General features: G+C 34.6%; 25 protein-coding genes, 1 tRNA gene, 1 other RNA gene and 1 riboswitch. Of the genes, 9 read left to right on the forward strand and 18 right to left on the reverse strand.

Annotated elements, in window-relative coordinates; translation table 11 throughout:
* Positions 1-292 precede the first annotated feature (292 nt).
* The 10 genes from rpsO to A9G13_RS03955 all read right to left on the reverse strand — a co-directional run bounded on the left by rpsO (position 293) and on the right by A9G13_RS03955 (position 7,940).
* Positions 293-562, reverse strand: coding sequence for a 30S ribosomal protein S15 (rpsO, locus tag A9G13_RS03915; RefSeq protein WP_065556292.1), 270 nt, complete (start codon positions 560-562; stop codon positions 293-295).
* Positions 563-711: 149 nt separating this feature from the next.
* Positions 712-1,635, reverse strand: a complete 924-nt coding sequence (locus A9G13_RS03920; protein WP_065556293.1) for a LysR family transcriptional regulator — start codon at positions 1,633-1,635, stop codon at positions 712-714.
* 85 nt (positions 1,636-1,720) lie between these two features.
* Positions 1,721-2,473 carry a TSUP family transporter gene (locus A9G13_RS03925; RefSeq protein ID WP_065556294.1) on the reverse strand — a complete coding sequence of 251 codons (753 nt, stop codon included), beginning with the start codon at positions 2,471-2,473 and terminating at the stop codon, positions 1,721-1,723.
* Positions 2,474-2,475: 2 nt separating this feature from the next.
* Positions 2,476-3,543 (reverse strand): chorismate synthase, encoded by a 1,068-nt coding sequence (gene aroC / locus A9G13_RS03930; protein ID WP_065556295.1) that lies wholly within the window; start codon positions 3,541-3,543, stop codon positions 2,476-2,478.
* Between the two features lie 30 nt (positions 3,544-3,573).
* On the reverse strand, positions 3,574-4,467 hold the full coding sequence (gene prmB, locus A9G13_RS03935; protein WP_065556296.1) for a 50S ribosomal protein L3 N(5)-glutamine methyltransferase: 894 nt from the start codon (positions 4,465-4,467) through the stop codon (positions 3,574-3,576).
* A 139-nt stretch (positions 4,468-4,606) separates the two neighbouring features.
* Positions 4,607-4,694, reverse strand: a tRNA-Ser gene (locus tag A9G13_RS03940).
* Positions 4,695-4,762: 68 nt separating this feature from the next.
* Entirely contained in the window at positions 4,763-4,852 is a 90-nt protein-coding gene (gene cydH, locus A9G13_RS11080; RefSeq protein ID WP_141670859.1) for a cytochrome bd-I oxidase subunit CydH, read from the reverse strand.
* Positions 4,853-4,895: 43 nt separating this feature from the next.
* Positions 4,896-6,968, reverse strand: a complete 2,073-nt coding sequence (prc, locus tag A9G13_RS03945; protein WP_065556297.1) for a carboxy terminal-processing peptidase — start codon at positions 6,966-6,968, stop codon at positions 4,896-4,898.
* A 9-nt stretch (positions 6,969-6,977) separates the two neighbouring features.
* Positions 6,978-7,520, reverse strand: coding sequence for an RNA chaperone ProQ (proQ, locus tag A9G13_RS03950; RefSeq protein ID WP_065556298.1), 543 nt, complete (start codon positions 7,518-7,520; stop codon positions 6,978-6,980).
* A gap of 63 nt (positions 7,521-7,583) precedes the next feature.
* Complete coding sequence (locus A9G13_RS03955) at positions 7,584-7,940, reverse strand: DNA-binding protein (protein WP_065556299.1); 357 nt, start codon at positions 7,938-7,940, stop codon at positions 7,584-7,586.
* A gap of 166 nt (positions 7,941-8,106) precedes the next feature.
* On the opposite strand from A9G13_RS03955, the gene A9G13_RS03960 reads away from it, so the two are divergent.
* The 3 genes from A9G13_RS03960 to rnpB all read left to right on the forward strand — a co-directional run bounded on the left by A9G13_RS03960 (position 8,107) and on the right by rnpB (position 9,600).
* The gene (locus A9G13_RS03960; protein WP_065556300.1) at positions 8,107-8,373 is read left to right on the forward strand and encodes a helix-turn-helix domain-containing protein; all 267 of its coding nucleotides are present in this window, start codon (positions 8,107-8,109) and stop codon (positions 8,371-8,373) included.
* Positions 8,374-8,587: 214 nt separating this feature from the next.
* Positions 8,588-8,950 (forward strand): outer membrane protein assembly factor BamE domain-containing protein, encoded by a 363-nt coding sequence (gene bamE, locus A9G13_RS03965; RefSeq protein ID WP_065556301.1) that lies wholly within the window; start codon positions 8,588-8,590, stop codon positions 8,948-8,950.
* A 258-nt stretch (positions 8,951-9,208) separates the two neighbouring features.
* Positions 9,209-9,600: RNase P RNA component class A (gene rnpB / locus A9G13_RS03970), an RNA gene on the forward strand.
* A 46-nt stretch (positions 9,601-9,646) separates the two neighbouring features.
* Here rnpB and A9G13_RS03975 read toward each other — a convergent pair.
* The 6 genes from A9G13_RS03975 to A9G13_RS04000 all read right to left on the reverse strand — a co-directional run bounded on the left by A9G13_RS03975 (position 9,647) and on the right by A9G13_RS04000 (position 15,917).
* Positions 9,647-10,342 (reverse strand): DedA family protein, encoded by a 696-nt coding sequence (locus A9G13_RS03975; protein WP_065556302.1) that lies wholly within the window; start codon positions 10,340-10,342, stop codon positions 9,647-9,649.
* A gap of 41 nt (positions 10,343-10,383) precedes the next feature.
* The gene (gene tldD, locus A9G13_RS03980) at positions 10,384-11,835 is read right to left on the reverse strand and encodes a metalloprotease TldD (protein ID WP_065556303.1); all 1,452 of its coding nucleotides are present in this window, start codon (positions 11,833-11,835) and stop codon (positions 10,384-10,386) included.
* Between the two features lie 88 nt (positions 11,836-11,923).
* Positions 11,924-13,399: a ribonuclease G gene (rng, locus tag A9G13_RS03985; RefSeq protein ID WP_065556304.1), complete on the reverse strand. Its 1,476-nt coding sequence runs from the start codon at positions 13,397-13,399 to the stop codon at positions 11,924-11,926.
* An 11-nt stretch (positions 13,400-13,410) separates the two neighbouring features.
* Positions 13,411-13,896 carry a rod shape-determining protein MreD gene (gene mreD, locus A9G13_RS03990; protein WP_065556305.1) on the reverse strand — a complete coding sequence of 162 codons (486 nt, stop codon included), beginning with the start codon at positions 13,894-13,896 and terminating at the stop codon, positions 13,411-13,413.
* Entirely contained in the window at positions 13,883-14,725 is an 843-nt protein-coding gene (mreC, locus tag A9G13_RS03995) for a rod shape-determining protein MreC (protein ID WP_065556306.1), read from the reverse strand. The genes mreD and mreC overlap by 14 nt, the downstream gene beginning before the upstream one ends.
* A 148-nt stretch (positions 14,726-14,873) precedes the next feature.
* Entirely contained in the window at positions 14,874-15,917 is a 1,044-nt protein-coding gene (locus tag A9G13_RS04000) for a rod shape-determining protein (RefSeq protein ID WP_065556307.1), read from the reverse strand.
* Between the two features lie 372 nt (positions 15,918-16,289).
* On the opposite strand from A9G13_RS04000, the gene accB reads away from it, so the two are divergent.
* From accB to A9G13_RS04015, 3 genes are all read left to right on the forward strand, one after another.
* On the forward strand, positions 16,290-16,754 hold the full coding sequence (gene accB / locus A9G13_RS04005) for an acetyl-CoA carboxylase biotin carboxyl carrier protein (RefSeq protein ID WP_065556308.1): 465 nt from the start codon (positions 16,290-16,292) through the stop codon (positions 16,752-16,754).
* A 37-nt stretch (positions 16,755-16,791) separates the two neighbouring features.
* The gene (gene accC / locus A9G13_RS04010; RefSeq protein WP_065556309.1) at positions 16,792-18,138 is read left to right on the forward strand and encodes an acetyl-CoA carboxylase biotin carboxylase subunit; all 1,347 of its coding nucleotides are present in this window, start codon (positions 16,792-16,794) and stop codon (positions 18,136-18,138) included.
* A gap of 68 nt (positions 18,139-18,206) precedes the next feature.
* Entirely contained in the window at positions 18,207-18,845 is a 639-nt protein-coding gene (locus A9G13_RS04015) for a bifunctional 4-hydroxy-2-oxoglutarate aldolase/2-dehydro-3-deoxy-phosphogluconate aldolase (protein ID WP_065556389.1), read from the forward strand.
* A 57-nt stretch (positions 18,846-18,902) separates the two neighbouring features.
* Here A9G13_RS04015 and A9G13_RS04020 read toward each other — a convergent pair whose 3' ends face one another.
* Both A9G13_RS04020 and A9G13_RS04025 read right to left on the reverse strand, forming a co-directional pair.
* Positions 18,903-19,673 carry an ABC transporter permease gene (locus A9G13_RS04020; protein WP_065556310.1) on the reverse strand — a complete coding sequence of 257 codons (771 nt, stop codon included), beginning with the start codon at positions 19,671-19,673 and terminating at the stop codon, positions 18,903-18,905.
* Positions 19,670-20,611 carry an ABC transporter ATP-binding protein gene (locus tag A9G13_RS04025; RefSeq protein WP_065556311.1) on the reverse strand — a complete coding sequence of 314 codons (942 nt, stop codon included), beginning with the start codon at positions 20,609-20,611 and terminating at the stop codon, positions 19,670-19,672. Before A9G13_RS04025 ends, A9G13_RS04020 begins: the two co-directional genes overlap by 4 nt.
* Positions 20,612-20,832: 221 nt before the next feature.
* Here A9G13_RS04025 and mog point away from each other — a divergent pair, with 221 nt between their 5' ends.
* From mog to lysC, 3 genes are all read left to right on the forward strand, one after another.
* Complete coding sequence (mog, locus tag A9G13_RS04030; RefSeq protein WP_065556312.1) at positions 20,833-21,402, forward strand: molybdopterin adenylyltransferase; 570 nt, start codon at positions 20,833-20,835, stop codon at positions 21,400-21,402.
* Positions 21,403-21,526: 124 nt separating this feature from the next.
* Entirely contained in the window at positions 21,527-21,985 is a 459-nt protein-coding gene (gene argR / locus A9G13_RS04035) for a transcriptional regulator ArgR (RefSeq protein WP_065556313.1), read from the forward strand.
* Positions 21,986-22,091: 106 nt separating this feature from the next.
* A riboswitch (Lysine riboswitch) is annotated at positions 22,092-22,266 on the forward strand.
* Between the two features lie 78 nt (positions 22,267-22,344).
* A complete protein-coding gene (gene lysC / locus A9G13_RS04040) occupies positions 22,345-23,709 on the forward strand; it encodes a lysine-sensitive aspartokinase 3 (RefSeq protein WP_065556314.1) in 1,365 nt (454 codons plus the stop codon).
* The last annotated feature ends 47 nt before the right edge of the window (positions 23,710-23,756 follow it).

The following is a 23,756-nucleotide window of genomic DNA, read 5'->3' on the forward strand; positions in this document are numbered from 1 at the left end:
ATTATGCTGAAAAATATTAATTTCATAAAAAGTATTTTAAAATCAAACTTATATAAATTAAACAATCAACAATATGGGGATATTCAACAAAAGATTATTTCACTGTCACGACTAATGACAAATCTATAATTTATAGAGTTCTCATTAGTCGCGCGAAACATGAGAGATAATCATATATTTTGTTGATTTACAAAAATTACTAATTCAACTTTTTAAGGTTCTGCATTATATCAGAGCCCTATTTTTTCACAACGAAAAAGAGGCCTTAGCCTCTTTTCAAGTAGATTAATAATTAGCGACGTAAACCTAGTCTTTGAATTAATTGGTTATAACGTTCAATATCTTTACGACGTAAATAATCTAATAATTTACGACGACTAGACACCATACGTAATAAACCACGGCGGCTATGGTGATCTTTTTTGTGCTCAGTAAAATGACCTTGTAAATCATTAATACGTGCGGTTAAAAGAGCAACTTGAACTTCAGTTGAACCAGTATCATTAGTACCACGGCCATACTCAGCAACAATCTTCGCTTTTGCTTCTACAGTTAGAGACATAATAAACCTCTTAAAATTAATTTAAAAAATGGAGTGTCCGATCTCTAATTCAGATACCCCTCAATATTCATATCATATAATATGAATTGTGCGCAATTATACTGAAATTTACTAAAATAGCAATTTGATTTATTGCTATCATATTAGATTTACTTGAGTTGAAAACCATACTCTTCTTGAATTAATTTTTTGAGAGCCTCAATATAATTTTGCGCTGACATACTTAATTGGACTTTTTGTGAAGTAATCCAACCAATCAAGATTTTTTCCTCCACCTCAAGCGGTATAGATAAAATATCTGAGCCATTTAAATCTGTACTTAAAACCCCAGTACTAATGGTATAACCATTTAAACCATGTAACAAATTAAATAATGTTGCTCTATCACTAACATGAATACTTTTTTTATGATAAACAGTACTTAAAATTTCTTCCGAAAAATAAAAAGAATTATATTCCCCTTGTTCAAAAGACAAGTATGGATAATTTTCTAAATCGATAAGCGTCAAAGACTTCATCGCTGCTAAAGGATGATGTGTACTAATAAATACATGTGGATGAGCTTCAAATAGTGGATTAAAAGTCAGTTTATGTTCTTTGAGTAATCTTAAAATAACTTTTTGATTAAAATCAGTAAGATATAATATTCCAACTTCACTACGTAAATTAGCTACATCAGTAATTATGTCATAAGTTTTTGTCTCTCTTAACGTAAATTCATATTCATCAGTGTTATTTTTTTTTATAAGATTAACAAATGCATTAACTGCAAACGCATAATGCTGAGTGGAAATACTACACAATTGTTTAGAAGGTTCTTTTTTAGAATAATGTTGCTCTAACAGCTCAGCTTGATCTAAAACTTGTTTAGCATAACCTAAAAATTCAACACCATCAGTAGATAAAGAAACACCTTTAGAAGTTCGTACAAAAATTTCTATACCAAATTCGGTTTCAAGATCTTTAACAGCAGTTGAAAGGCTAGGTTGAGTAATATATAGATTTTTTGCAGCTTCATTAATTGAACCTGAGCGGGCAATTTCTATAATATAACGTAATTGTTGAAGTTTCATAATACTGCTTAAGTTAGGAATATGAAATTAATTATCTAATAAATTATAAATTCTTCCAATAGAAGAAATAATTACATTTATGCAGTTAAAAGAAATTTTCATAAATTAATTTAATACTCATAACAGTTGAAACGGTAATTAACATCGGTCTAATTAATTTACGCCCCTTAGCGATAACCATTTTGGCACCTATCCTTGCTCCAATAAATTGACCAATTAACATAATCAAACCAATTGACCAAACAACTTCTCCTCCAATTATAAAAAAAAGTAAAGCCGCAAAATTAGAAGTAAAGTTTAACACTTTGGTATGAGCAGTTGCTTTGGTAAGATTAAAACCAGCCAGAGTTATATAGGCTACAGCATAAAAAGATCCAGCTCCTGGACCAAAAAAGCCATCATAAAAACCTATTGTCAAAGCTGGTACTAAGGCAAATTGTAAAATAGAAAACCTACTTTTACGATCTTCTTCTCCAATTGTTGGTGAAAGTAAAAAATAAAGTCCTACACTAATTGTTAATACTGGTAGTAGCAACCGTAGAAAATCAGCTTTAATATGCATAACACATATTGTACCTATTGCTGAACCAATAAAAGCAAAACAAATCGCCCATTTTTGTTGTTTTAAATCAACCATCCGTTGACGAACAAAGTAAAGACTAGCAGAAAAAGAACCTCCACAACTTTGAAGTTTATTGGTGGCTAATGCACTAGCTGGTGGCAATCCAACTGCTAATAACGCTGGGACAGTTAACAAACCACCTCCCCCGGCGATTGAATCAATAAAACCAGCCAGAGTTGCAACAACAAAAAGCAAAATTAATAATTCATAATTCATCACTAAATTACATCATCACATTGGGCCCGATAACGAAGATAATGATCCATAAGTACAATTGCCATCATAGCCTCGGCTATCGGTACTGCTCGGATACCTACACAGGGATCATGCCTTCCATGAGTAGACACTTCGACCGTTTCTCCATAAATATTAATTGATTTACCAACTTTTTCGATACTTGGTGTTGGTTTAAGAGCAATACTAGCTGAAATAGTTTGACCTGAACTAATACCACCCAAAATACCACCAGCATGATTTGATAAAAAACCCTGTTTAGTCATTTCATCACGGTTTTCACTACCACGTTTATTAATCACAGCAAAACCATCACCTATCTCGACACCTTTTACCGCATTAATACTCATTAATGCATGAGCAAGATCTGCATCTAGTTTATCAAACACCGGTTCACCAAGTCCAACAGGAACCTTTTCGGCTAGCACACAAACTTTAGCTCCAATTGAATCACCATCTTTTTTTAAGGATCTTAGTAATTGATCAAGAGCGTCTAGTTTACATTCATCGGCACAGAAAAAAGGATTTTGCTCAACTAGTTGCCAATCTATAAGTTGGCATTCAATATTCCCCATCTGCGCTAAATAGCCACGAATAGTGATACCTAATTTTTCTTGCAAATATTTTTTGGCAATAGCACCAGCAGCAACTCGCATAGCGGTTTCACGAGCAGAAGAACGACCTCCTCCACGATAATCTCGGATACCATATTTTTTTTGATAAGTATAATCAGCATGGCTGGGACGGAAAATATCTTTTATTTGGCTATAATCTTGTGAACGTTGATCTGTATTTTCAATTAATAAACCGATACTAGTACCAGTAGTTAACCCATTAAATACACCAGAAAGTATTTTTACTTGATCTGCTTCCCTACGTTGAGTGGTATAGCGAGATGAACCTGGTCGACGGCGATCTAGATCATGTTGCATATCTATTTCAGTTAAAGCGAGCCCAGGAGGAACGCCATCAACAATACAGCCTAGTGCAACACCATGTGACTCACCAAATGTGGTAACTTTAAATAATTTTCCAATTGAATTTCCTGACATAATAATTTTATTCCAATTATTGCAAATTAGTTATTCAAAACAATAACGATATTTAATTAATTCTTCACATGTTAAAGAAAAAACTCCGTGTCCACCGTTTTCAAATTGAATCCAATTGAAAGGCACATCAGGATATTGTTCTTGTAAACTGACCCAACTATTACCTACTTCACAAACTAACACTCCATGTGGAGTTAAATAGTTTATCGCATCAAGCAAAATACGTTTTATTATATCTAAACCATCAAATCCCGCTTCAAGAGCCAATTTAGGTTCATATAAAAATTCATCAGGTAAATCACTCATATCTTCATCATCAACGTAAGGCGGATTTGACACAATCAAATCATATTGCTTCTCTGGCACCGCATTAAATAGATCAGATAAAATTGGCGTTACCTGATAAGTCATTTCATGCAAATCAATATTGGTTTGAGCAACATCAAGGGCTTCTAAGGAAATATCCGTGATATCAATCTGAGCGTCCGGAAAGGCATAAGCACATGCAATACCAATACAACCGCTTCCGGTACATAAATCTAAAATATTTTTAGGATTATAAGGTAATAATTCTTGAAAGTGGTGATTAATTAATTCACCAATTGGAGAACGAGGAATTAACACTCGCTCATCAATATAAAAACGGTGCCCACAAAACCAAGCTTGATTAGTTAAATATGGAGTAGGAACACGATCTACAATACGTTTTTGTATAATATCAAACAACTGCTTTTTTTCGTCATTGGTAAGATTTGCAGCAAAAAATTCTGGAGGAATAAACAACGATAAACCAAGCGTTTCTAAAATAAGTTGTTTAGCTTCATCGATAGGGTTATCGGTACCATGACCTAAATAAACATCTGATTGACTCATTTGAGATGTAGTCCAGCGGATAAAATCCTGAACGGTATATAAGTTCTCCATAGTAACTCCAAATGATCGCGGAGAGGAAGGTATTATTTATCATTAATGATGGCTAACCTTAAAACAAATTGCCAAAATAATATCTAAAGTTAACTTTGGCAATATTGTTAAGCCTAACTATTCTTAGCCTTCAATGACTTGGCGGTGAGGAAGGGATTCGAACCCTTGATACGTTGCCGTATACACACTTTCCAGGCGTGCTCCTTCAACCACTCGGACACCTCACCTAATTTTTATATAATGTTTTTACAAACAGGCCGCATACTATAATGATCACAAGATAATTAATCAAGTATTAATTCATCACCACAATAGCACCAAAGCCAGCCAAGATAACTAATATTGCAACTACAGTCATTAAAGAATATTTTAAATTTGAACTCATCTTCTTACCTCCTGCTAAATAATTTTACCTATAATTGTTAATATTATTTAATCGAAATATTAAATGACGTAATACCATTATCAGTTTTACGACTCTGTATTTTTGGATAATTAGTTGAAAGGTCAAGAAGAATTTCAACAGCTTCATCCAGATAAGCATCAGGTTGTTTATAATCTTTAGGTAGATCATCTATTTTAGTAATTGGCGGCAAACCAGCTCGATTTAAACGCTCATTCATTCTTTTCAAGTCGCGTTTATCATTTGTTTTTTGTTCTGCATCACGCGTATTTTTATTCAAAGAAACAATATATTGGCGATCTTTTTTATCATTAAATTGTTTAATATCTTCTTCTATATAAATAAACTCAGGATTTTTGGCAATACGTGCTAAATGCTGTGAACGTAAATCCGGTAATAGTGGCTGTATATTAGCTGCAGTAAGGTAATCTGCTGATGGTATTTTGTCCCACGGCATAGCATTATCTAAGAAGCGCTCACCTGTTTCATCAACATATTTAGTTTTACTCATTTCAATATCAGGCTCTACACCTTTTAACTGAGTACTACCACCATTGATCCGATAAAATTTTTGCACAGTATATTGTACCCCACCAAGTTCGGGCCAATTTGGGTGTAACCTAGCATCCACTGGATAAGATATATTACGAGATGTTTGTACCGTACCTTTTCCGTATGTGGTTTCACCAACTATAACTGCTCGTCCATAATCTTGCATGGCAGCTGAAAAAATTTCTGATGCTGAAGCACTATAACGATTTACCATAACAACCATCGGACCAGAATATTCGATGCCAAGGTTTTTATCATCATAAACAGTGACCTTTTGTAAATTATCGCGAACTTGAACAACTGGTCCCGCATCAATAAAAAGACCTGTTAAGGCAATGACTTCGGCCAACGAACCACCACCATTATCACGTAAATCAATCAAAAGGCCTTGTAAATTCTCATTATTGGCTTGTACTAATAATGAGCTAACTTTTTCGGTTAATCCCATATAAAAACTTGGTATTTCAAGAACACCGATCTTTCCTCTGGAATTATTGATAATTTTTAATTTCGCTTCACGATCTTCAAAATGAATTTTATCGCGAGTGATCTCAATAACTTTAGATTTACTCTTATTGCCAGCCGGTAAGATCTCTAATTTTACTACTGTTCCTTTAGGTCCCCGGATCTTATCGACAATATCATCTAGACGCCAACCAATAACATCTTCAATTGCCGAATTACTTTGCCCTACACCTATAATCTTATCTCCTACAGATAATAATTTACTTTTTTCAGCAGGACCACCAGTAACAAAAGACATAATCACCGTATAATCATCTTGTTGACTAAGTGTCGCTCCAATGCCCTCAAATGATAGACTCATTTCCGAATCGAAATCACGTTTTTTACGTGGAGCTAAATAGCTAGTATGAGGATCTATTTCCCGAGCAAAAGCATTCATGAAAACTTGAAAAGCATCTTCATTATTTGATTGTATAATGGTTTTTAAAACACGGTTATAGCGCTTAGATAATATATTTCTAATTTCTGTTTCATTTTTGCCTGATAAAGATAAGCTCAGTTCATCAAATTTAACTCTTTTGTTCCAAAATATATCCAACTCTTTTTCAGTAGTTGGCCACGCAATATCATCACGTTTAAAATCGATTTCATCATTTGCTGAAAAATCCATTGGTTGTTCTAAAATTTCAAGAGCATATTTGTAACGATTATAACGTTTCTGCATTGAAAGATTATAGATTTCATACGCAGTTTGTAAATTGCCATCTATTAATTCTTGACCTAATTGCTCTTGTCTATTTCTAAAACTATCTACATCACTTTGAATAAATAAAGCTTTACTACCATCTAATAATTTGAAATAGCGATCAAAAATTTTAGCTGAAAAGGCTCCATCTAAAGCAAAATTACGATAATGAGATTGTGTAAAATAATTGGTAACCCGTTTGGCAACAACTTCATGAATTTCATCTTGTTTTAATACTGGTAATTGTTCTGTAGTGGGCTGCTTAGCCTGAGCACTCTGATTAACAATACACAATACAAGGCTTAATCTAATAATACCTTTCAGTAATTTATTCATTCAAACCCTCTATCTATTCATAATATGCTCAGGTTTAACCATCAATTCCATACCAGAGCCAACCTTAACTTTAATGTGTTCTTTTTCAATATTGATTATTTGTACTTTTAGTAATTTATTACCTAACTGAACTTTAACAAAGTCACCTAATTGTAATGCTTTTACTTTTTTTAATGCTGGCCGAGAATTTTTTGATTTTTCTTTCTCTCGCTGTTTAGAGCGTTCTTTAACCTTTTGCTTGCTATCTTTTAACTGTTGTTGGGCATATTCCATCTGTTCTTTAGTTATTACATCAGTAGGATTACCGTCTAAATCTACGCGATGGACTCCTTCTTTAATGCTATATAAATAGCGCCAACTCATTGTGTAGCCTCGTAATGCGACTCGCAATTTCGTTTTACTTAACAAATCGTTATTCTCTAAATGCAATAAGATATCTTGAAAAATCCCAATTTTTAATGGTTTAGCTTCCCCTTCAAGGGTAAAACAATTGGGAAATTGTTGAGCTAAATAAACAATGATCTCTTTACTATTTGTTAACTGACTTTGCATTCGTTTTTCCGTAGCTACTAAATTTTTCTGACGTTAAAGTATATATCAGCTTATACAATAACACTAATTATCTTTTTGCTGTTCTTTAATAAAATTAATAAAATCTTTAATTCCATTTCGCATCAACCATGCAGCAACGAGAGACTTTTCATCCACAGATAACTGTTCAAATGCAGTCATCCAAAGTTGCAATGGTTCAATAGGCGAAACCAAATAAGTGGCACTATCCTCTTCAATAAATAAAGCCTTTTTTACGTCTAAAGGCAAACTACCAATGTAATATTCAACCGCTTTACCACGTACACCTGTTCGCTTACGCGCGGTCCAATTTTCAGCTCGCGCTTTCCGATTAATACCTTGTGTTGTTGACGGCATCCCAGCAATATTAGATAGCTCTTTAGGTGAGAACCATTCCTTCATTTTAATCATCCTGCATACAAATAACTAGAAAAAGTTATAGAAATTAAAGAAACTTTGATACAATAAATAAGAAACAAAAATCACTAATGATAAAAGACTTACTCGTTTCAATAACAAAAAAGCATAACATAGTTATACAAGGTTATAAACTAAGAAGGAATAAAAAATGGAAATAAAAACTAATGACTGGCACCAAGCAGACATTATTGCTGCACTGAAAAAAAGAGGTACAACACTCGCCGAATTATCTCGTCAATCAGGCTTTAGTTCATCAACTCTTAGTAATGCATTAGTTAGACCATGGACTAAAGGCGAGGTTATTATTGCTAACGCCTTAAATTTACAACCCTCTGAAATTTGGCCTAGTCGCTATATTAATTCAAATACCAATCAACCGATTAAAAGAGTTTTAAGAAGTAGTAAAAATAAATAAACCAATATAAAATGGAAATAATAAGAAAGTTTGGAAACATAATTTACAATAAAAGTTTCCATTTTTTAAAACCCTATATAAATTGTTTTAGTATTTATATTTATGGGTACTATTTTTCACCAAACATATTACCGTCTAACTTAATCTTGAACGTTCCTATGCATATGTTAATATTAAGACATAAATCATATTATTTTCACATATAGGTAATGTAATGAAAATTATTAATAAAATTATAATGATATTATGTTCAATCACAATATTAACCGCATGTTCACAAACTAATCTTGTAGAACAAGGCACTCCATTAAGTAAAGAAAAAGTAAGTCAAATAGTAGAAGGTTCAACTACTGAAACGCAGGTACTCAATCTATTTGGCGAACCAACAACTAAAAAAGTAATTAATGCGAATGAAACTAAATGGACTTATACCTATATAAAGAAAAATTCTACTAGTCATATGTTGATAGGTGAAACTCAATATAATATTGTTGAAGGTACATTAGATATAATAATCTCTAAAGGCGTTGTAACCTGGTTCAACTACGATGAAAATCACAAACAGAAAAAATGGTAACAATTAACTAATTTACCTCATTAAGGCATTATATTAATGCCTTAATGTTTGGTTTTAATGAAAAAAATTATCATTCTAGTAACTAGGTTCTGGTTAAAAACTACTACTAATGAAAAGCCATTCTTCTACTAATTTATTATCTAATAGATCTAAAAATAAATTTAATAAACAGCAGTAAATCGCTTATAAATCACTCACTTATTATTTAAATAAAATCAATTTGTAGACAAAATAATACATTAAGTTATACTCATCGACGAAATTATCCAGACAATCGCTGCTCTGTTGTTGTCCTTTATAAAACGAGGAGACAAACAGAGGGGAGGAAAGTCCGGGCTCCATAGGGCAGAGTGCCAGGTAACGCCTGGGAAATTTTGGCGTGAGCTAAAATTTACGACTAGTGCAACAGAAAGTATACCGCCGATGACTTATTTTATAAGATCAGGTAAGGGTGAAAGGGTGCGGTAAGAGCGCACCGCACAACTGGTAACAGTTGTGGCATGGTAAACTCCACTCGGAGCAAGGTCAAATAGGGATCCATTGGCGTGGCCCGCGTTGGATCCGGGTAGACTGCTTGAGCTAATGCGTGAGTGTTAGCCTAGAGGAATGATTGTCCACGACAGAACCCGGCTTATCGGTTAATTTCAATTATATATAAATTGGCGCCTTATGGCGCCTTATTTTTATACTGGTAACCTAATTATTTTTTGAACTTTTAACGTTTTTTGTTCTTTTCTTTTTATTAATTGCTCGTTTTATTACTAATAAAATTGATGCTGCCAAACCAATTCCTATTAAAATCACAGGAATCATCATAAGGATCAACATAAATTGTTCTTTATAAGCCTTAAATAAAGGAGATAAACCAAAAAGATAACCCAAACCAGTAATAAAGAAAATCCAAAGTGTGGCACTAATCCAATTAAAAATATGAAAACGCCTACTATGTAATCCTGATAATCCTGCCATTATTGGTAATAATGTTCGAACAAAAGCAATGAAACGACCGATAAATAATGCTTGTAAGCCATACTTATGAAATAGCATCTTAGCCTTATCATGATATCTAACAGGTAAATGGGCTAGCCAACCTTGTACCATCTTGGTATTGCCTAACCATAATCCCTGTATATAGCCTAACCAAGTGCCAACTGCAGCACCAGCAATTAATACGATATTAATTAATCCAAAATGGAATACATCTTCACTGATAAATACGCCAGTCAAAAACAGTAAACTATCACCTGGTAAAAATGCTGCAGGTAATACTCCATTTTCTAATAAAAGAATAACAAATAGCATACTATAGAGGATCCATACTATGCTCGGATCTTTTAACACTCCCAAATCCATTCCCAGAAAAGCATGATAAATTGTAAGTATTGTTTCCATCTATTCTAAAATCCCATCGATATAGATTTATTAGTTAGCAACTAAATTGTACCGCCAACTGTTAAATTATTTACTTTTAAAGTCGGTTGCCCAACACCGACTGGAACACTCTGACCTGCTTTACCACAAACGCCAACTCCAGAATCTAATTCAAGATCATTCCCCACCATTGATACTTGTTGCATAGTTTCAATTCCTGAACCGATTAAGGTTGCACCTTTTACTGGAGTAGTTATTTTACCTTTCTCAATTAAATAGGCCTCGGAAGTAGAAAAAACAAATTTACCTGAAGTTATATCAACTTGTCCACCAGCAAAATTAGGTGCATAAAGACCATAATCAACACTACTTATGATATCAGTAAAACTTGACGTTCCAGCTAACATATAGGTATTAGTCATTCTCGGCATTGGTAAATAAGCATACCCTTCACGACGACCATTACCAGTTGAATGATAACCCATTAATTTGGCATTTAATTTATCAAACATATAACCTTTTAAAATACCGTTTTCAATGAGAATAGTTTTCTGGCTTTGCGTACCTTCATCATCAATAGAAATTGAACCACGACGATCTTGAATAGTCCCATCATCAACAATAGTACAAAGTTCCGAGGTGACTTGCTTACCTATTTTCCCTGAAAAAACAGAACTATTTTTACGGTTAAAATCGCCTTCTAATCCGTGTCCTACTGCTTCGTGTAATAAAACGCCAGGCCAACCGGCACCTAACACTACTGTCATTGTTCCTGCAGGTGCAGGTTTAGCCGCTAAAGAAACTAATGCCAATCTTACCGCTTCACGGGTATAACTATCAGCATAACTTTCATTAGTTTTTGGTTCGTTAGTTAAAAAATATTCATAACCAAAACGACCGCCACCACCACTACTACCTCGTTCACGTTTACCATCTTGTTCCACTAACACAGAAATAGATAAACGTACCAATGGTCTAATATCAGCGCACAAAGTGCCATCAGTACCGGCAATTAATATATCCTCATAACTACCAATTAAACTGGCAGTAACTTCAATAACCCGTGGATCCAGAGAACGTGCTAAATGGTCAATTTGCCGTAATAAAGCTATTTTTTGTTCCTGAGTAAAACTATTTATGGGATTAACAGATTGATATATAGAGATAGTCTCAGATGCTTTAAATGGTGTAACCACTAAAGGAATTGTTTGTTTAGTAATTGAATTAGCAGCTAATGCACTTTGTTCTAAACGCGGTAAAGAAAGCTGATCAGTATAAGCAAATCCAGTTTTTTCGCCGATAACTGCTCTTACACCAACCCCTTGGTCACGATGAAATGAAGCATTTTTAATAATACTATCTTCAAGTGACCAACTTTCATAATAGCCAGATAAGAAATAAAAATCACCAAAGTCAATTTGTCTAGAACTTAATATATCTAATAGATTTAAAAGATCTTGCTGACTTAAATTATTTGCGTGTAATAGACGTTCACTTACTTCAGTTATTATCATAGATTCCTTAACTCATAATCTTGTATTCAAAATGTTTTTATACTAAAACACATAGTGTTCAGGAAACATCTTAACAAAGCTAAATACCTTACATTAATACTACATCATATTGCTCTTGAATATAAAGTGGTTCTATTTTAACTTCTACACGTTTACCTACAAACACCTCAACCTCTGCAAGAGCGTGAGACTCATCGGTAGTCAATGCGTTAGCAACTGCTGTTGATGCATAAACCAAAAAATATTCAGAACGGTGAGCTTTATATATACGTACAATTTCTCTTAAAATTTCATTACAAATTGTTTCAACAGATTTAACTATGCCTCGTCCTTTACATGCTGGGCATTCTTCACATAAAATATGACCAATACTTTCACGAGTTCGCTTACGCGTCATCTCCACTAAACCTAATGCAGAAAAACAATTAATCGTAGTTTTTGCTCGATCTTTTGCTAGCGAATCCTGCAATGATTGTAGAACTCTTTCACGATGGATATCTTCTTGCATATCAATGAAATCAATAATAATTATTCCACCTAAATTACGTAATCTTAATTGCCTTGCAATTGCAATGGTAGCTTCTATATTGGTATTGAATATTGTCTCTTCTAAATTGCGGTGACCAACGAAAGCACCAGTATTGATATCTATCGTAGTCATTGCCTCGGTTTGGTCAATAATTAAATAGCCACCTGATTTTAATTTTACTTTGCGTTCAAGAGCCCGTTGGATCTCATTCTCGGTACCGTAGAGATCAAAAATAGGAATATTACCTCTATAGTGCGATAATTTACTAGTAACTTCAGGCATGAATTCTTGCGTAAATTCAACCAAGAGATCATAAGTTAATTTCGAGTCAACTAAAATTCTTTCAATTGGATCACCAACAAAATCCCGAAGGACTCGTTGGGATAATTCTAACTCACCATAAACAAGATTTTTGCTAACCGGACGGGCCATACGTTGTTGAATTTTAGCCCATAATCGTTTTAAGAAATTGGCATCTTGTTCCAACTCGTAGGCATGAGCACCTTCTGCCGCTGTTCTAACAATAAATCCACCTTCATCAGTGACATATTGTTCAACAATTTGTTTAAGCCTTTCCCTTTCTTCTTCACTTTCGATTCGTTGCGAAGTTGCGACATGAGCAGAATTAGGTCCGGGCATTAAAACTAAATAACGTGAAGGTAAAGTTATATCTGTAGTTAATCGAGCCCCTTTGGTACCTAGGGGATCTTTGACCACTTGCACCATTAAATCTTGTCCTTGGCGAACAAGTTCTGAAATATCCTTGACTTGGAATTGCTCTTGCTCAGTATCAGACACACATTCCGTATGAGGCATAATATCAGATGCATGTAAAAAAGCCGCTTTTTCAAGCCCTATATCAACGAAAGCTGCCTGCATACCAGGCAAAATACGAATAATTTTACCTTTGTAAATGTTGCCAACAATGCCACGTTTAGATTCACGATCTACATGAATTTCTTGCAATACACCATCTTCAATATATGCTACTCGCGTTTCTGAAGGTGTCACATTCATTAATAATTCAACAGACATAAATATTCCTTTTAATTAATTGCACAACTCCGTCTTATTTGTCGTAACAATAGATATATTCCTGTCCATAAAAAGCCATCAACGCAACTCGACAATAATATAAGTGGTGACATAGTTATTGTATGATAAATACTAACTTGAAATACAAACACTAACAAATTGTAGCACACCGAAACACCGAATAAGATAAATGCCTGTTGCCATAATGCTAAGTTGCGGATCAATTGAAACTTGAACATAATTAAATAGGCAATTAACGAAAAAATAAATGCATGTACACCAAGTATGGTTCCTGTACATAAATCTAAAATTATGCCAAAAATAAATGCAGTTCCAATTCCAACTCTGTGAGGTAAAGCTATTAACCAATAAGCTAAAATTAACATTAACCAATGAGGTTTAAACATATAATAAGATGTTGACCATGGTATTATTTGCAAACATAAACCAACTACCAATGTTAGCCATATAATCAAAATTCGATTACGACCCCTCATGTTTTACTCCTTGATCACCCCACAGTAATAATAGATAACGTAATCGTTTTAAATCTGCTGTTGGAGTTGCTGAAATAATGGGGGTTGAATCGCTAATATCAAGTTTAACCGAACTAACCACTGCCACAGGGTACCCCTCAGGAAAGCGACCATCAAGACCTGAAGTGACTAAAATATCACCTACTTTAATGTCGACATTATTTGGTAAAAAATCGAGAGTTAGATCATTATTACAACCATTACCAACAGCCACCATAGAAATATCATTTCTTAAAACTTGCACCGGTATGGCATGCTGATAATCACACACTAAAATGGCACGACTTGTCGTTTCTGCGGTTTCGTAAATCTGCCCAACAATGCCTTTTTCATCTACTACTGGTTGCCCAATATAGACACCATCACCTTTACCTTTATTCAACACAATTTGATACACATAAGGATCGGTATCAGCTAATAAAACTTGTGCCGCCATTTTATGCTCATCATGCCGTAAAGGCGAACCAAGTAATTCTCTTAAACGATTATTTTCATGCCTTAAATGTTCCAATAATAAAAGATCTGCTTTTTTTTGTAGTAACAGCTGATTTAATTTTTCATTTTCAGCAACTAATGTTTCTCGAGTTTTAGACATTTCATAAAGTTGATTAAACGAGGATTCAGGCGCATTAGATATATGATAAATAGGCGAAATGATTGTATCTAAATAATAACGAATTTCTTTGAAAGGTCGATAATTTACATCTAAAACAATCAGAATTAGGGCTAATAGCAATGAAATAAATAATTGCACACTTAAAGGCGAACGTTTTGAAAAGAGTAATTTCATTGTTCAATATTTACCTGTTTTATACTCAAGCTCTAATTAAATTAGAATATGAACCCGTCGACAACGTCGACGGTAAAGATAGTAAGGTTTTAAACATGTTAACCATATAATTAATTATAACAAAATTAACAACATGGCAAGTCAACGTTTACTCTTCACTAAAGAGATCACCACCGTGCATATCAACCATATCTAAAGCTTTTCCGCCACCTCTAGCAACACAGGTAAGTGGATCTTCAGCAACAACCACATGAATACCGGTTTCCGCAGATAATAATTTATCAATGTTACGCAATAAAGCACCACCACCAGTTAATACCATGCCATGTTCAGAAATATCAGAAGCTAATTCCGGAGGGCATTGCTCTAATGCAACTTTAACGGCACTTACAATACCACTTAAAGGTTCTTGTAGCGCTTCTAAAATTTCATTTGAATTCAAATTAAAACTACGCGGTACACCTTCAGCTAAATTGCGTCCACGAACTTCAATTTCAAGAACTTCATCACCTGGATAGGCACTACCAATAACATGCTTAATTCGCTCAGCGGTAGCTTCACCAATTAAAGCACCATAATTACGGCGAACATAGTTAATAATCGCTTCATCAAAGCGGTCACCACCTATGCGCGCAGATGCAGAATAAACTACACCATTTAGTGATATAACGGCAACTTCAGTAGTTCCACCACCAATATCAACAACCATAGAACCTGTTGGAGCAGAAACTGGCAAATCAGCACCGATTGCTGCAGCCATTGGTTCTTCAATTAAATATACTTCACGGGCACCAGCACCCAATGCTGATTCTCGAATAGCACGACGTTCAACTTGGGTTGCCCCTACAGGTACACAAACTAGTACTCGTGGACTAGGTCTTAAAAAACTATGACTATGCACTTGGCGAATAAAATACTGCAACATTTTTTCAGTTACAGAAAAGTCAGCAATAACACCATCTTTCATCGGTCTTATTGCAGCAATATTACCAGGAGTTCGCCCTAACATTTGTTTCGCAGCATGCCCAACAGCAGCAACACTTTTTGGTGTCCCGGTGCGATCTTGACGAATGGCAACAACTGAGGGTTCATTTAGAACAATACCCTGCCCTTTTACATAAATAAGCGTATTAGCTGTACCTAAATCTATCGATAAATCATTAGAAAACAAGCCACGAACTTTTTTGAACATAATAAAAACTCTTCCTAGAATTAATCTTGTTTAAATGTATTTGACTACTTAGAAGCAGAACTTGGAATAAAAACGACCTATTATTAATTTTATTAATTTCGCAAAATAATATGCTATTAGTGCTTTTACGCCATCGCCTACCTCAATAATAATTGAGGTTTAACATTGTATCGCAATTATAAAATAATACCTAGAAAATAGTATAGCAATAGTTTGTAAAGGAGATATATAATGACAAATTGTGTTTAACAGTGTATCCTTCCGCGTTAATGCTTAGTTATAGCCTTATTATCATTTAGAGCAATGCTTTTAGGTATAAAAAGGATGCATTATAATAATTGTTATTTATATCAAACAAACACGGTGTAATTCATGGATATACGCAAAATTAAAAAATTAATTGAGTTAGTTGAAGAATCAGGTATTTCTGAACTTGAAATTTCTGAAGGAGAAGAATCGGTTCGAATTAGTCGTACTGTTCCAACAACAAACTATTCTGCGCCAATACAAAATATTCAAATTCCTCAAGCTGCGCCAGTTGTGGTTGCCCCTAACGCTTCAACTGAAGTTGTTAGTGAGTCAGCAGAGCCTACTACAACAACAGATAATATCATAAAATCACCAATGGTTGGAACTTTCTATCGTACACCAAGTCCAGAATCAAAAGCTTTTGTTGAAGTTGGGCAAACGGTAAATGTTGGTGATGTCCTTTGCATTGTTGAGGCAATGAAAATGATGAACCAAATCGAATCAGAAAAAGCTGGTACTATCAAAGCTATTTTAGTTGAAAATGGTCAACCAGTTGAATTTGATCAGCCACTATTCATTATTGAATAATACGAATTTATATACTTATACGATTAAGAGATTGAATATGCTTGATAAAATTCTTATTGCGAACCGTGGAGAAATAGCTCTACGCATCTTACGAGCATGTAAAGAACTGGGTATTAAAACTGTCGCGGTTCACTCAACGGCAGATAAAGATTTAAAACATGTGTTACTTGCTGACGAAACTGTCTGCATCGGTCCGGCAGCTTCAGCAAAAAGTTATCTTAATATTCCCGCATTAATTTCAGCAGCTGAAGTAACTGGCGCTGCCGCTATTCATCCTGGTTATGGCTTTTTATCTGAAAATGCTGATTTTGCAGAACAAGTTGAACGTTCTGGTTTTATTTTTATTGGACCAAAACCTGATACTATTCGCTTAATGGGTGATAAAGTCTCAGCTATTCATGCCATGAAAAAAGCTGGAGTACCTTGTGTGCCTGGTTCTGATGGTCCACTAAGTAATGATATGGAAACCAATAAACAAATTGCCAAACAAATTGGTTATCCAGTTATTATCAAAGCTTCTGGTGGTGGTGGTGGTCGAGGAATGCGTATTGTTCGCGAAGAGAAAGAGCTTGAACAATCAATTAAAATGACCAAACTAGAAGCTAAAACTGCTTTTAATAATGACATGGTGTATATGGAGAAATTCCTAGAAAACCCACGTCATATAGAAATACAAGTTCTTTCTGATGGGCAAGGTCATGCCGTTTATTTAGGAGAACGTGATTGTTCAATGCAAAGACGCCACCAAAAAGTTGTTGAAGAAGCACCTGCAGTAGGTATAACAGCTAAAATGCGGCAGTTTATTGGAGAGCGCTGCGTAAATGCATGCATCGAGATCGGCTATCGTGGAGCAGGTACTTTTGAGTTTTTATTTGAGAACGGTGAATTTTATTTCATTGAAATGAATACTCGCATTCAAGTAGAACACCCAGTTACAGAAATGATAACCGGTGTAGATCTCATTAGAGAACAAATTTTAATTGCCACTGGTAAACCGCTATCAATAAAACAAAGCGATATTAATATCAAAGGTCATGCCATTGAATGCCGAATAAACGCTGAAGATCCAAAAACATTTATGCCTTCACCAGGCAAAATTACCCGTTTCCATGCACCTGGAGGTTTCGGAATTCGTTGGGAATCCCATATTTATGCTGGTTATACTGTACCACCTTATTATGATTCAATGATTGGTAAATTAATTGCCTATGGTGAAACGCGAGCAGTTGCAATTGCACGCATGAAAAATGCGCTAGCTGAACTTGTTATTGATGGCATTAAAACTAATATTGAACTGCATATTGAAATAATGAATGATAAAAATTTCCAAAAAGGTGGCACTAATATTCACTATTTAGAAAAGAAACTAGGCATTTATGAATAATAAAATAATCTCATTTACTAGAGATTAATAAGATATTTAATTAACAATATGAAATGGATAAAGAACAAATGAAAAACTGGAAAAAAAGTGCTGAAGAAATTTTAACTATGGGCCCAGTGGTTCCTGTTATTGTGATTGAACGTTTAGAAGATGCTGTTCCATTAGCTAAAGCTCTTATTGCTGGTGGTGTTAAAGTATTAGAGGTTACTCTAAGAACTGCCTGTGCGCTAGATGCCATCAAGAAAATCATTAAAGAAGTTCCTGAAGCCGTTGTAGGAGCAGGTACTGTAACTACTGTTGAGCAATTAAAACAAGTTACAGATGCTGGTGTAGAATTTATAATTACCCCTGGTATTACTGATGGTATTTTGAAAGCTGCCGTTGAAGGTTCGGTACCTGTAATCCCTGGTATTGCTACTATTTCTGAACTATTAACTGCCCAAGAATATGGTTTAACTGCATTAAAATTCTTTCCTGCAGAAATAAATGGTGGCGTAGCTGCATTAAAAGCCTTTGCTGGTCCTTGTAGTTATATGAAGTTTTGCCCAACTGGTGGTGTAAACTCTAAAAATTACCGCGATTATTTAGCATTAAATAATGTACTTTGTGTTGGTGGTACTTGGTTCATTCCAACCGATGCCATTGCTAAAGGTGACTTTGCTAAAATAACGCAAATGGCTAAAGAAGCCGTTGCTGGTGCACAATAAAAATTGATACCGCCGAGAAATCGGCGGTATCATCACAATCAATACTACTCATTCGCGTCAGTTACGTAATCCCTTACCTTTCTCAATTAACCGCCAAGCTAATAAATAAAGAACTGAAACGAATAAAATTAACATCGAAAATGTTACCCATAATGACACATCACTAATACCTAAAAAACCATAACGAAAACCATTAATCATATACACAATTGGATTGAGTTTAGATACCCACTGCCAAATAGCTGGTAGCATAGTTATTGAATAAAATACTCCACCTAGATAAGTTAACGGTGTCAAAACAAAAGTTGGTATAATACTAATATCATCAAAACTTTTAGCAAAAACCGCATTAAGTAAGCCTGCTAATGAAAATAAAACGGAAGTTAACAATAAAGTACAAATAACAAAAAACCACGAGTGAACTTGATAACTAACAAAAAGCAATGACACTATAGTGACTAAAACCCCTGTTAAAATACCCCTCATAACACCACCGCCAACATAACCCCAAATAATAATATGTGTTGGCACTGGTGCAACCAATAACTCTTCAATATTATGCTGAAATTTCGCACTAAAAAAAGATGAACAAACATTAGTATAAGAGTTAGTTATCACCGACATCATAATTAGCCCCGGCACAATGAATGCCATATAACTAAAGCCCCCCATATTTCCTACTCGCGAACCAATTAAATTCCCAAAAATAATAAAATACAGTGACATGGTGATAACAGGAGGAATCAAAGTTTGAATCCATATCCTTAAAAATCGCGTAACTTCCTTACGCCAAATACTTTTTAAGGCTATCCAGTATAAACTATTCATGAAATTCCCCCTTTCCCTTGACTGTCATCATGCAAAAGGCTTACGAATAACTCTTCTAATCGATTAGCTTTATTGCGCATACTAATTACTTTAATTTGTTGTTGATTAAGTTGCTCAAATAAATAATTTAACCCCAATTTTTTATCGATTCTCACTTCTAACTCACCAGGTTCAATTTCTGAAAAACAATAATCATTTAATACAACTGGGTTAGCTGTGGGTAAATAGTCAATAATAATTGTTTCTGATTGACTATTAGCTAACAGATCACGCATGGACGAATTTGCAATTAATTCACCATGTTGAATAATACCAATATGGCGGCAAAGCATTTCTGCCTCTTCTAAATAATGTGTTGTAAGAATTATAGTTATACCTTGTTGGTTAATTTTACGCAGGAAATCCCACATCGACCGTCGCAACTCAATATCGACACCTGCAGTAGGTTCATCGAGAATTAATAATTTAGGTTCGTGAACCAAGGCTCTAGCTATCATTAAACGCCTTTTCATGCCCCCTGATAACATACCAGCTCGACTATGGCGTTTATCCCATAGATCTAAAATTTTTAAATATTTCTCCGCTCGTTCTAAGGCTAACTTACGCGGCAAACCATAATAACCACCTTGATTAGCGACTATTTGTATCACTTCCTCAAACTGATTAAAATTAAATTCTTGTGGCACAAGGCCCAATTGTCTTTTGGCATTAACCACTTCAGTATCTAAATCATAACCAAAAATTTTCACTTGACCTGAAGTTTTAGTAACTAAGGAACTAATAATACCAATTGTAGTAGATTTACCTGCACCATTTGGTCCTAACAAAGCATAAAAATCACCAGACTGGACTGTCAAATTGATACCTTTTAATGCTTGTACACCATTTTTATAAATTTTTTTGAGCGCGATTAATTCTAACGCCGGAGTGGCTAACATAAATTTATCCTAAGTGAATAATTTGCTAATAATTAGGGATTTTATTTTTTTAATAAATTTATCAATATAGTCAATCTAATCTGTTGTTGTAAAGGTATTTTTAGTATTATTCGTAATAACTAAAATAAAATTATGCTGAGCATAATGGCATAACCTAATTGCAATAACCTAATATTGGTAATAAATTTATAGGTAAATAAGATCATTAAGGAATAAATAGTATGCTTAAAATTGGCTTAGTTTCTGTATCAGATAGAGCATCAAATGGCACTTATCAAGACCAAGGTATCCCAGCACTGATAACTTGGTTACAAACAGCATTAATAACCCCTTTTGTAACTGAAAATCGAGTCATTCCCGATGATCAAACTATCATTGAAACAACCTTATGTGATCTAGTTGATAATTTACATTGTGATCTCATTATAACTACCGGTGGAACGGGTCCGGCATTACGCGATGTTACTCCTGATGCCACATTGGCTATTGCAGATCGTGTTATGCCTGGATTTGGTGAACAAATGCGGCAAATTAGTTTACATTTTGTGCCTACAGCTATTTTATCAAGACAAGTTGCAGTTATTCGCAATAAATGTCTAATTTTAAACCTCCCAGGGCAACCTAGGTCGATCCAAGAAACACTTGAAGGCGTTAAAGATGAACAAGGGAATGTCATTGTTAGTGGAATTTTTGCCAGTGTTCCTTATTGCATCCAATTACTAGATGGACCTTATATAGAAACGCACGAACACATTGTTAAAGCTTTTCGCCCAAAAAATGCGCGTAAATAGAATTTATAATTTTATGCAGATTTAATGCATAATTATGTAATATTATTGTATAATTACCCAATAATATATACAAATTTATACTGCTTTATTGAAAATAATAATTAACCACCTTCCAAGGAATATTATGAAACAAGATGAACTCACTAAAACTTTCAAAGAAATGCTTTTACAAGAAAAGTTCAGTTCACAAATTGAAATAGTTCAAGCTTTACAAGAACAGGGATTTGATAATATTAATCAATCTAAAGTATCAAGAATGTTAACTAAATTTGGCGCAGTGCGTACCCGGAATGCTAAATCAGAAATGGTATATTGCTTACCAACTGAAATGAGTGTACCTACAACTAGTAGTCCATTAAAAAATTTAGTGATAGATATTGATTATAATAGTTCCATGGTTGTTATACGCACCAGCCCTGGTGCAGCGCAATTAATTGCTCGATTACTCGATTCAATTGGTAAATCTGAAGGTATTTTAGGATCAATTGCTGGCGACGATACCATCTTTAGTACACCAACCAAAGCATGTACTGTCAAAAAATTATATCAAACTATCATTGAATTATTTGAACGTGAATTATAAATATTTGTAATAAAACATCCTAATAATAAATAATTTTTTGATATGTAATCTATTGACATAATTAACAAAACCGTTAATCTTATGATTACTCAAATAATTGAGATTTAAAAAAAGAAGAGGCGCATTACTCAGGTAAATCATTTTAGGTGCTGGAACCGCTAACAAATGATTAAGGGGATGTAATGCCGAGGTTTGATTGTTAATTCAGCAACCAATCAAATCGACTGCAAGGGCTGAATCCCTTGGGTTGTCACCCTAACAGGTGGAGCGCTTCATGGTTTGTACTTTTTCATCTGCAAATTGAACATTCCTCTCGCTCTATCTCTTTTAAAAATAAAAATTTTTAATATGAGGAATCCATGGAAACATCATTTGTAATTGCCAAATTTGGTGGGACTAGTGTTGCAGATTATCCTGCAATGGTAAATAGTGCTAACATTGTTATAGCAAACCCTAAGGTTAAAGTTGTAGTGTTATCAGCTTCCGCTGGTATAACTAATTTATTAGTTGCGCTAGCAGAAGGACGAGCCCCCGATGTTCGCGCACAACATCTTGCTAAAATTCAAACCATTCAATACAACATCTTAGAACAACTACCTGAAAACCCACAATTACGCGCTGAAATTGATCAGATCATTAGCAATATTGCTTCACTTTCCGAGGCAGCTAGCCTTGCTACTTCACCAGCTTTAACTGATGAACTTGTCAGTCATGGTGAAATAATGTCTTCTAAGCTTTTTGTCGAAATTTTGAAAGAACAACAAAAACATGCTATTTGGTTTGATGTTCGTAAAGTGATGCGTACTGATAATAAATTTGGCAAAGCCGTGCCTAAAATAGAAGAAATTAAACAACTTTGCTGTGCACACCTAAAATCATTAATCAATAATAACATTATTGTTACGCAAGGATTTATTGGTAGTGAAAGCTCTGGTAAAACCACCACATTAGGTCGAGGTGGAAGTGATTATACTGCGGCGTTACTTGGCGAAGCATTAAATGCAACGCAAATTGATATTTGGACCGATGTAGCAGGTATCTATACTACCGATCCTCGCATAACACCAGCAGCTAAACGCATTGATGAAATTTCATTTGCTGAAGCGGCTGAAATGGCGACTTTTGGAGCCAAAGTCTTACACCCCGCCACACTAGTTCCTGCTGTGCGCAGTAATATTCCTGTTTTTGTTGGTTCCAGTAAAGCCCCTCAAGCTGGGGGCACAATTGTTTACAATACCAATAGTATTACCTCAGAATTGCCTTCATTTAGAGCATTGGCACTCCGGCGCAAACAAACATTACTGACACTAACCAGTTTAAACATGCTCTATGCCCAAGGTTTTTTAGCTAATGTATTTACTATTTTAGCTAAACATAATATTTCCGTAGATTTAGTTACCACTTCTGAGGTAAGCGTTGCCTTAACTATCGATACCACCGGTACTAATACCAATGGCAATAGCTTATTAACCAAAGCGCTGTTTGATGAACTTTCTACTCTTTGCCATGTTGAAGTACAAGAAGATCTGGCATTAATTGCGATTATTGGCAATAACCTTACAACCACTAAAGGTGTAGCCAAAGAAGTCTTTGGTGCCTTAGATGATTTTAGCATTCGCCTTTGTTGTTATGGAGCAAGTACCCATAACGCTTGCTTTTTAGTAAAAAATAATGAAGCAGATACTATTATAAAATTATTACATCACAATATTTTTGAAAAATAGGCTCAATACTTAATTGCTACAATAATTCCGTCGGTAGTCGCCGACGG

It is taken from the genome of Gilliamella sp. wkB178, from assembly GCF_001690705.1.
Lineage (GTDB): Bacteria > Pseudomonadota > Gammaproteobacteria > Enterobacterales > Orbaceae > Gilliamella > Gilliamella apicola_K.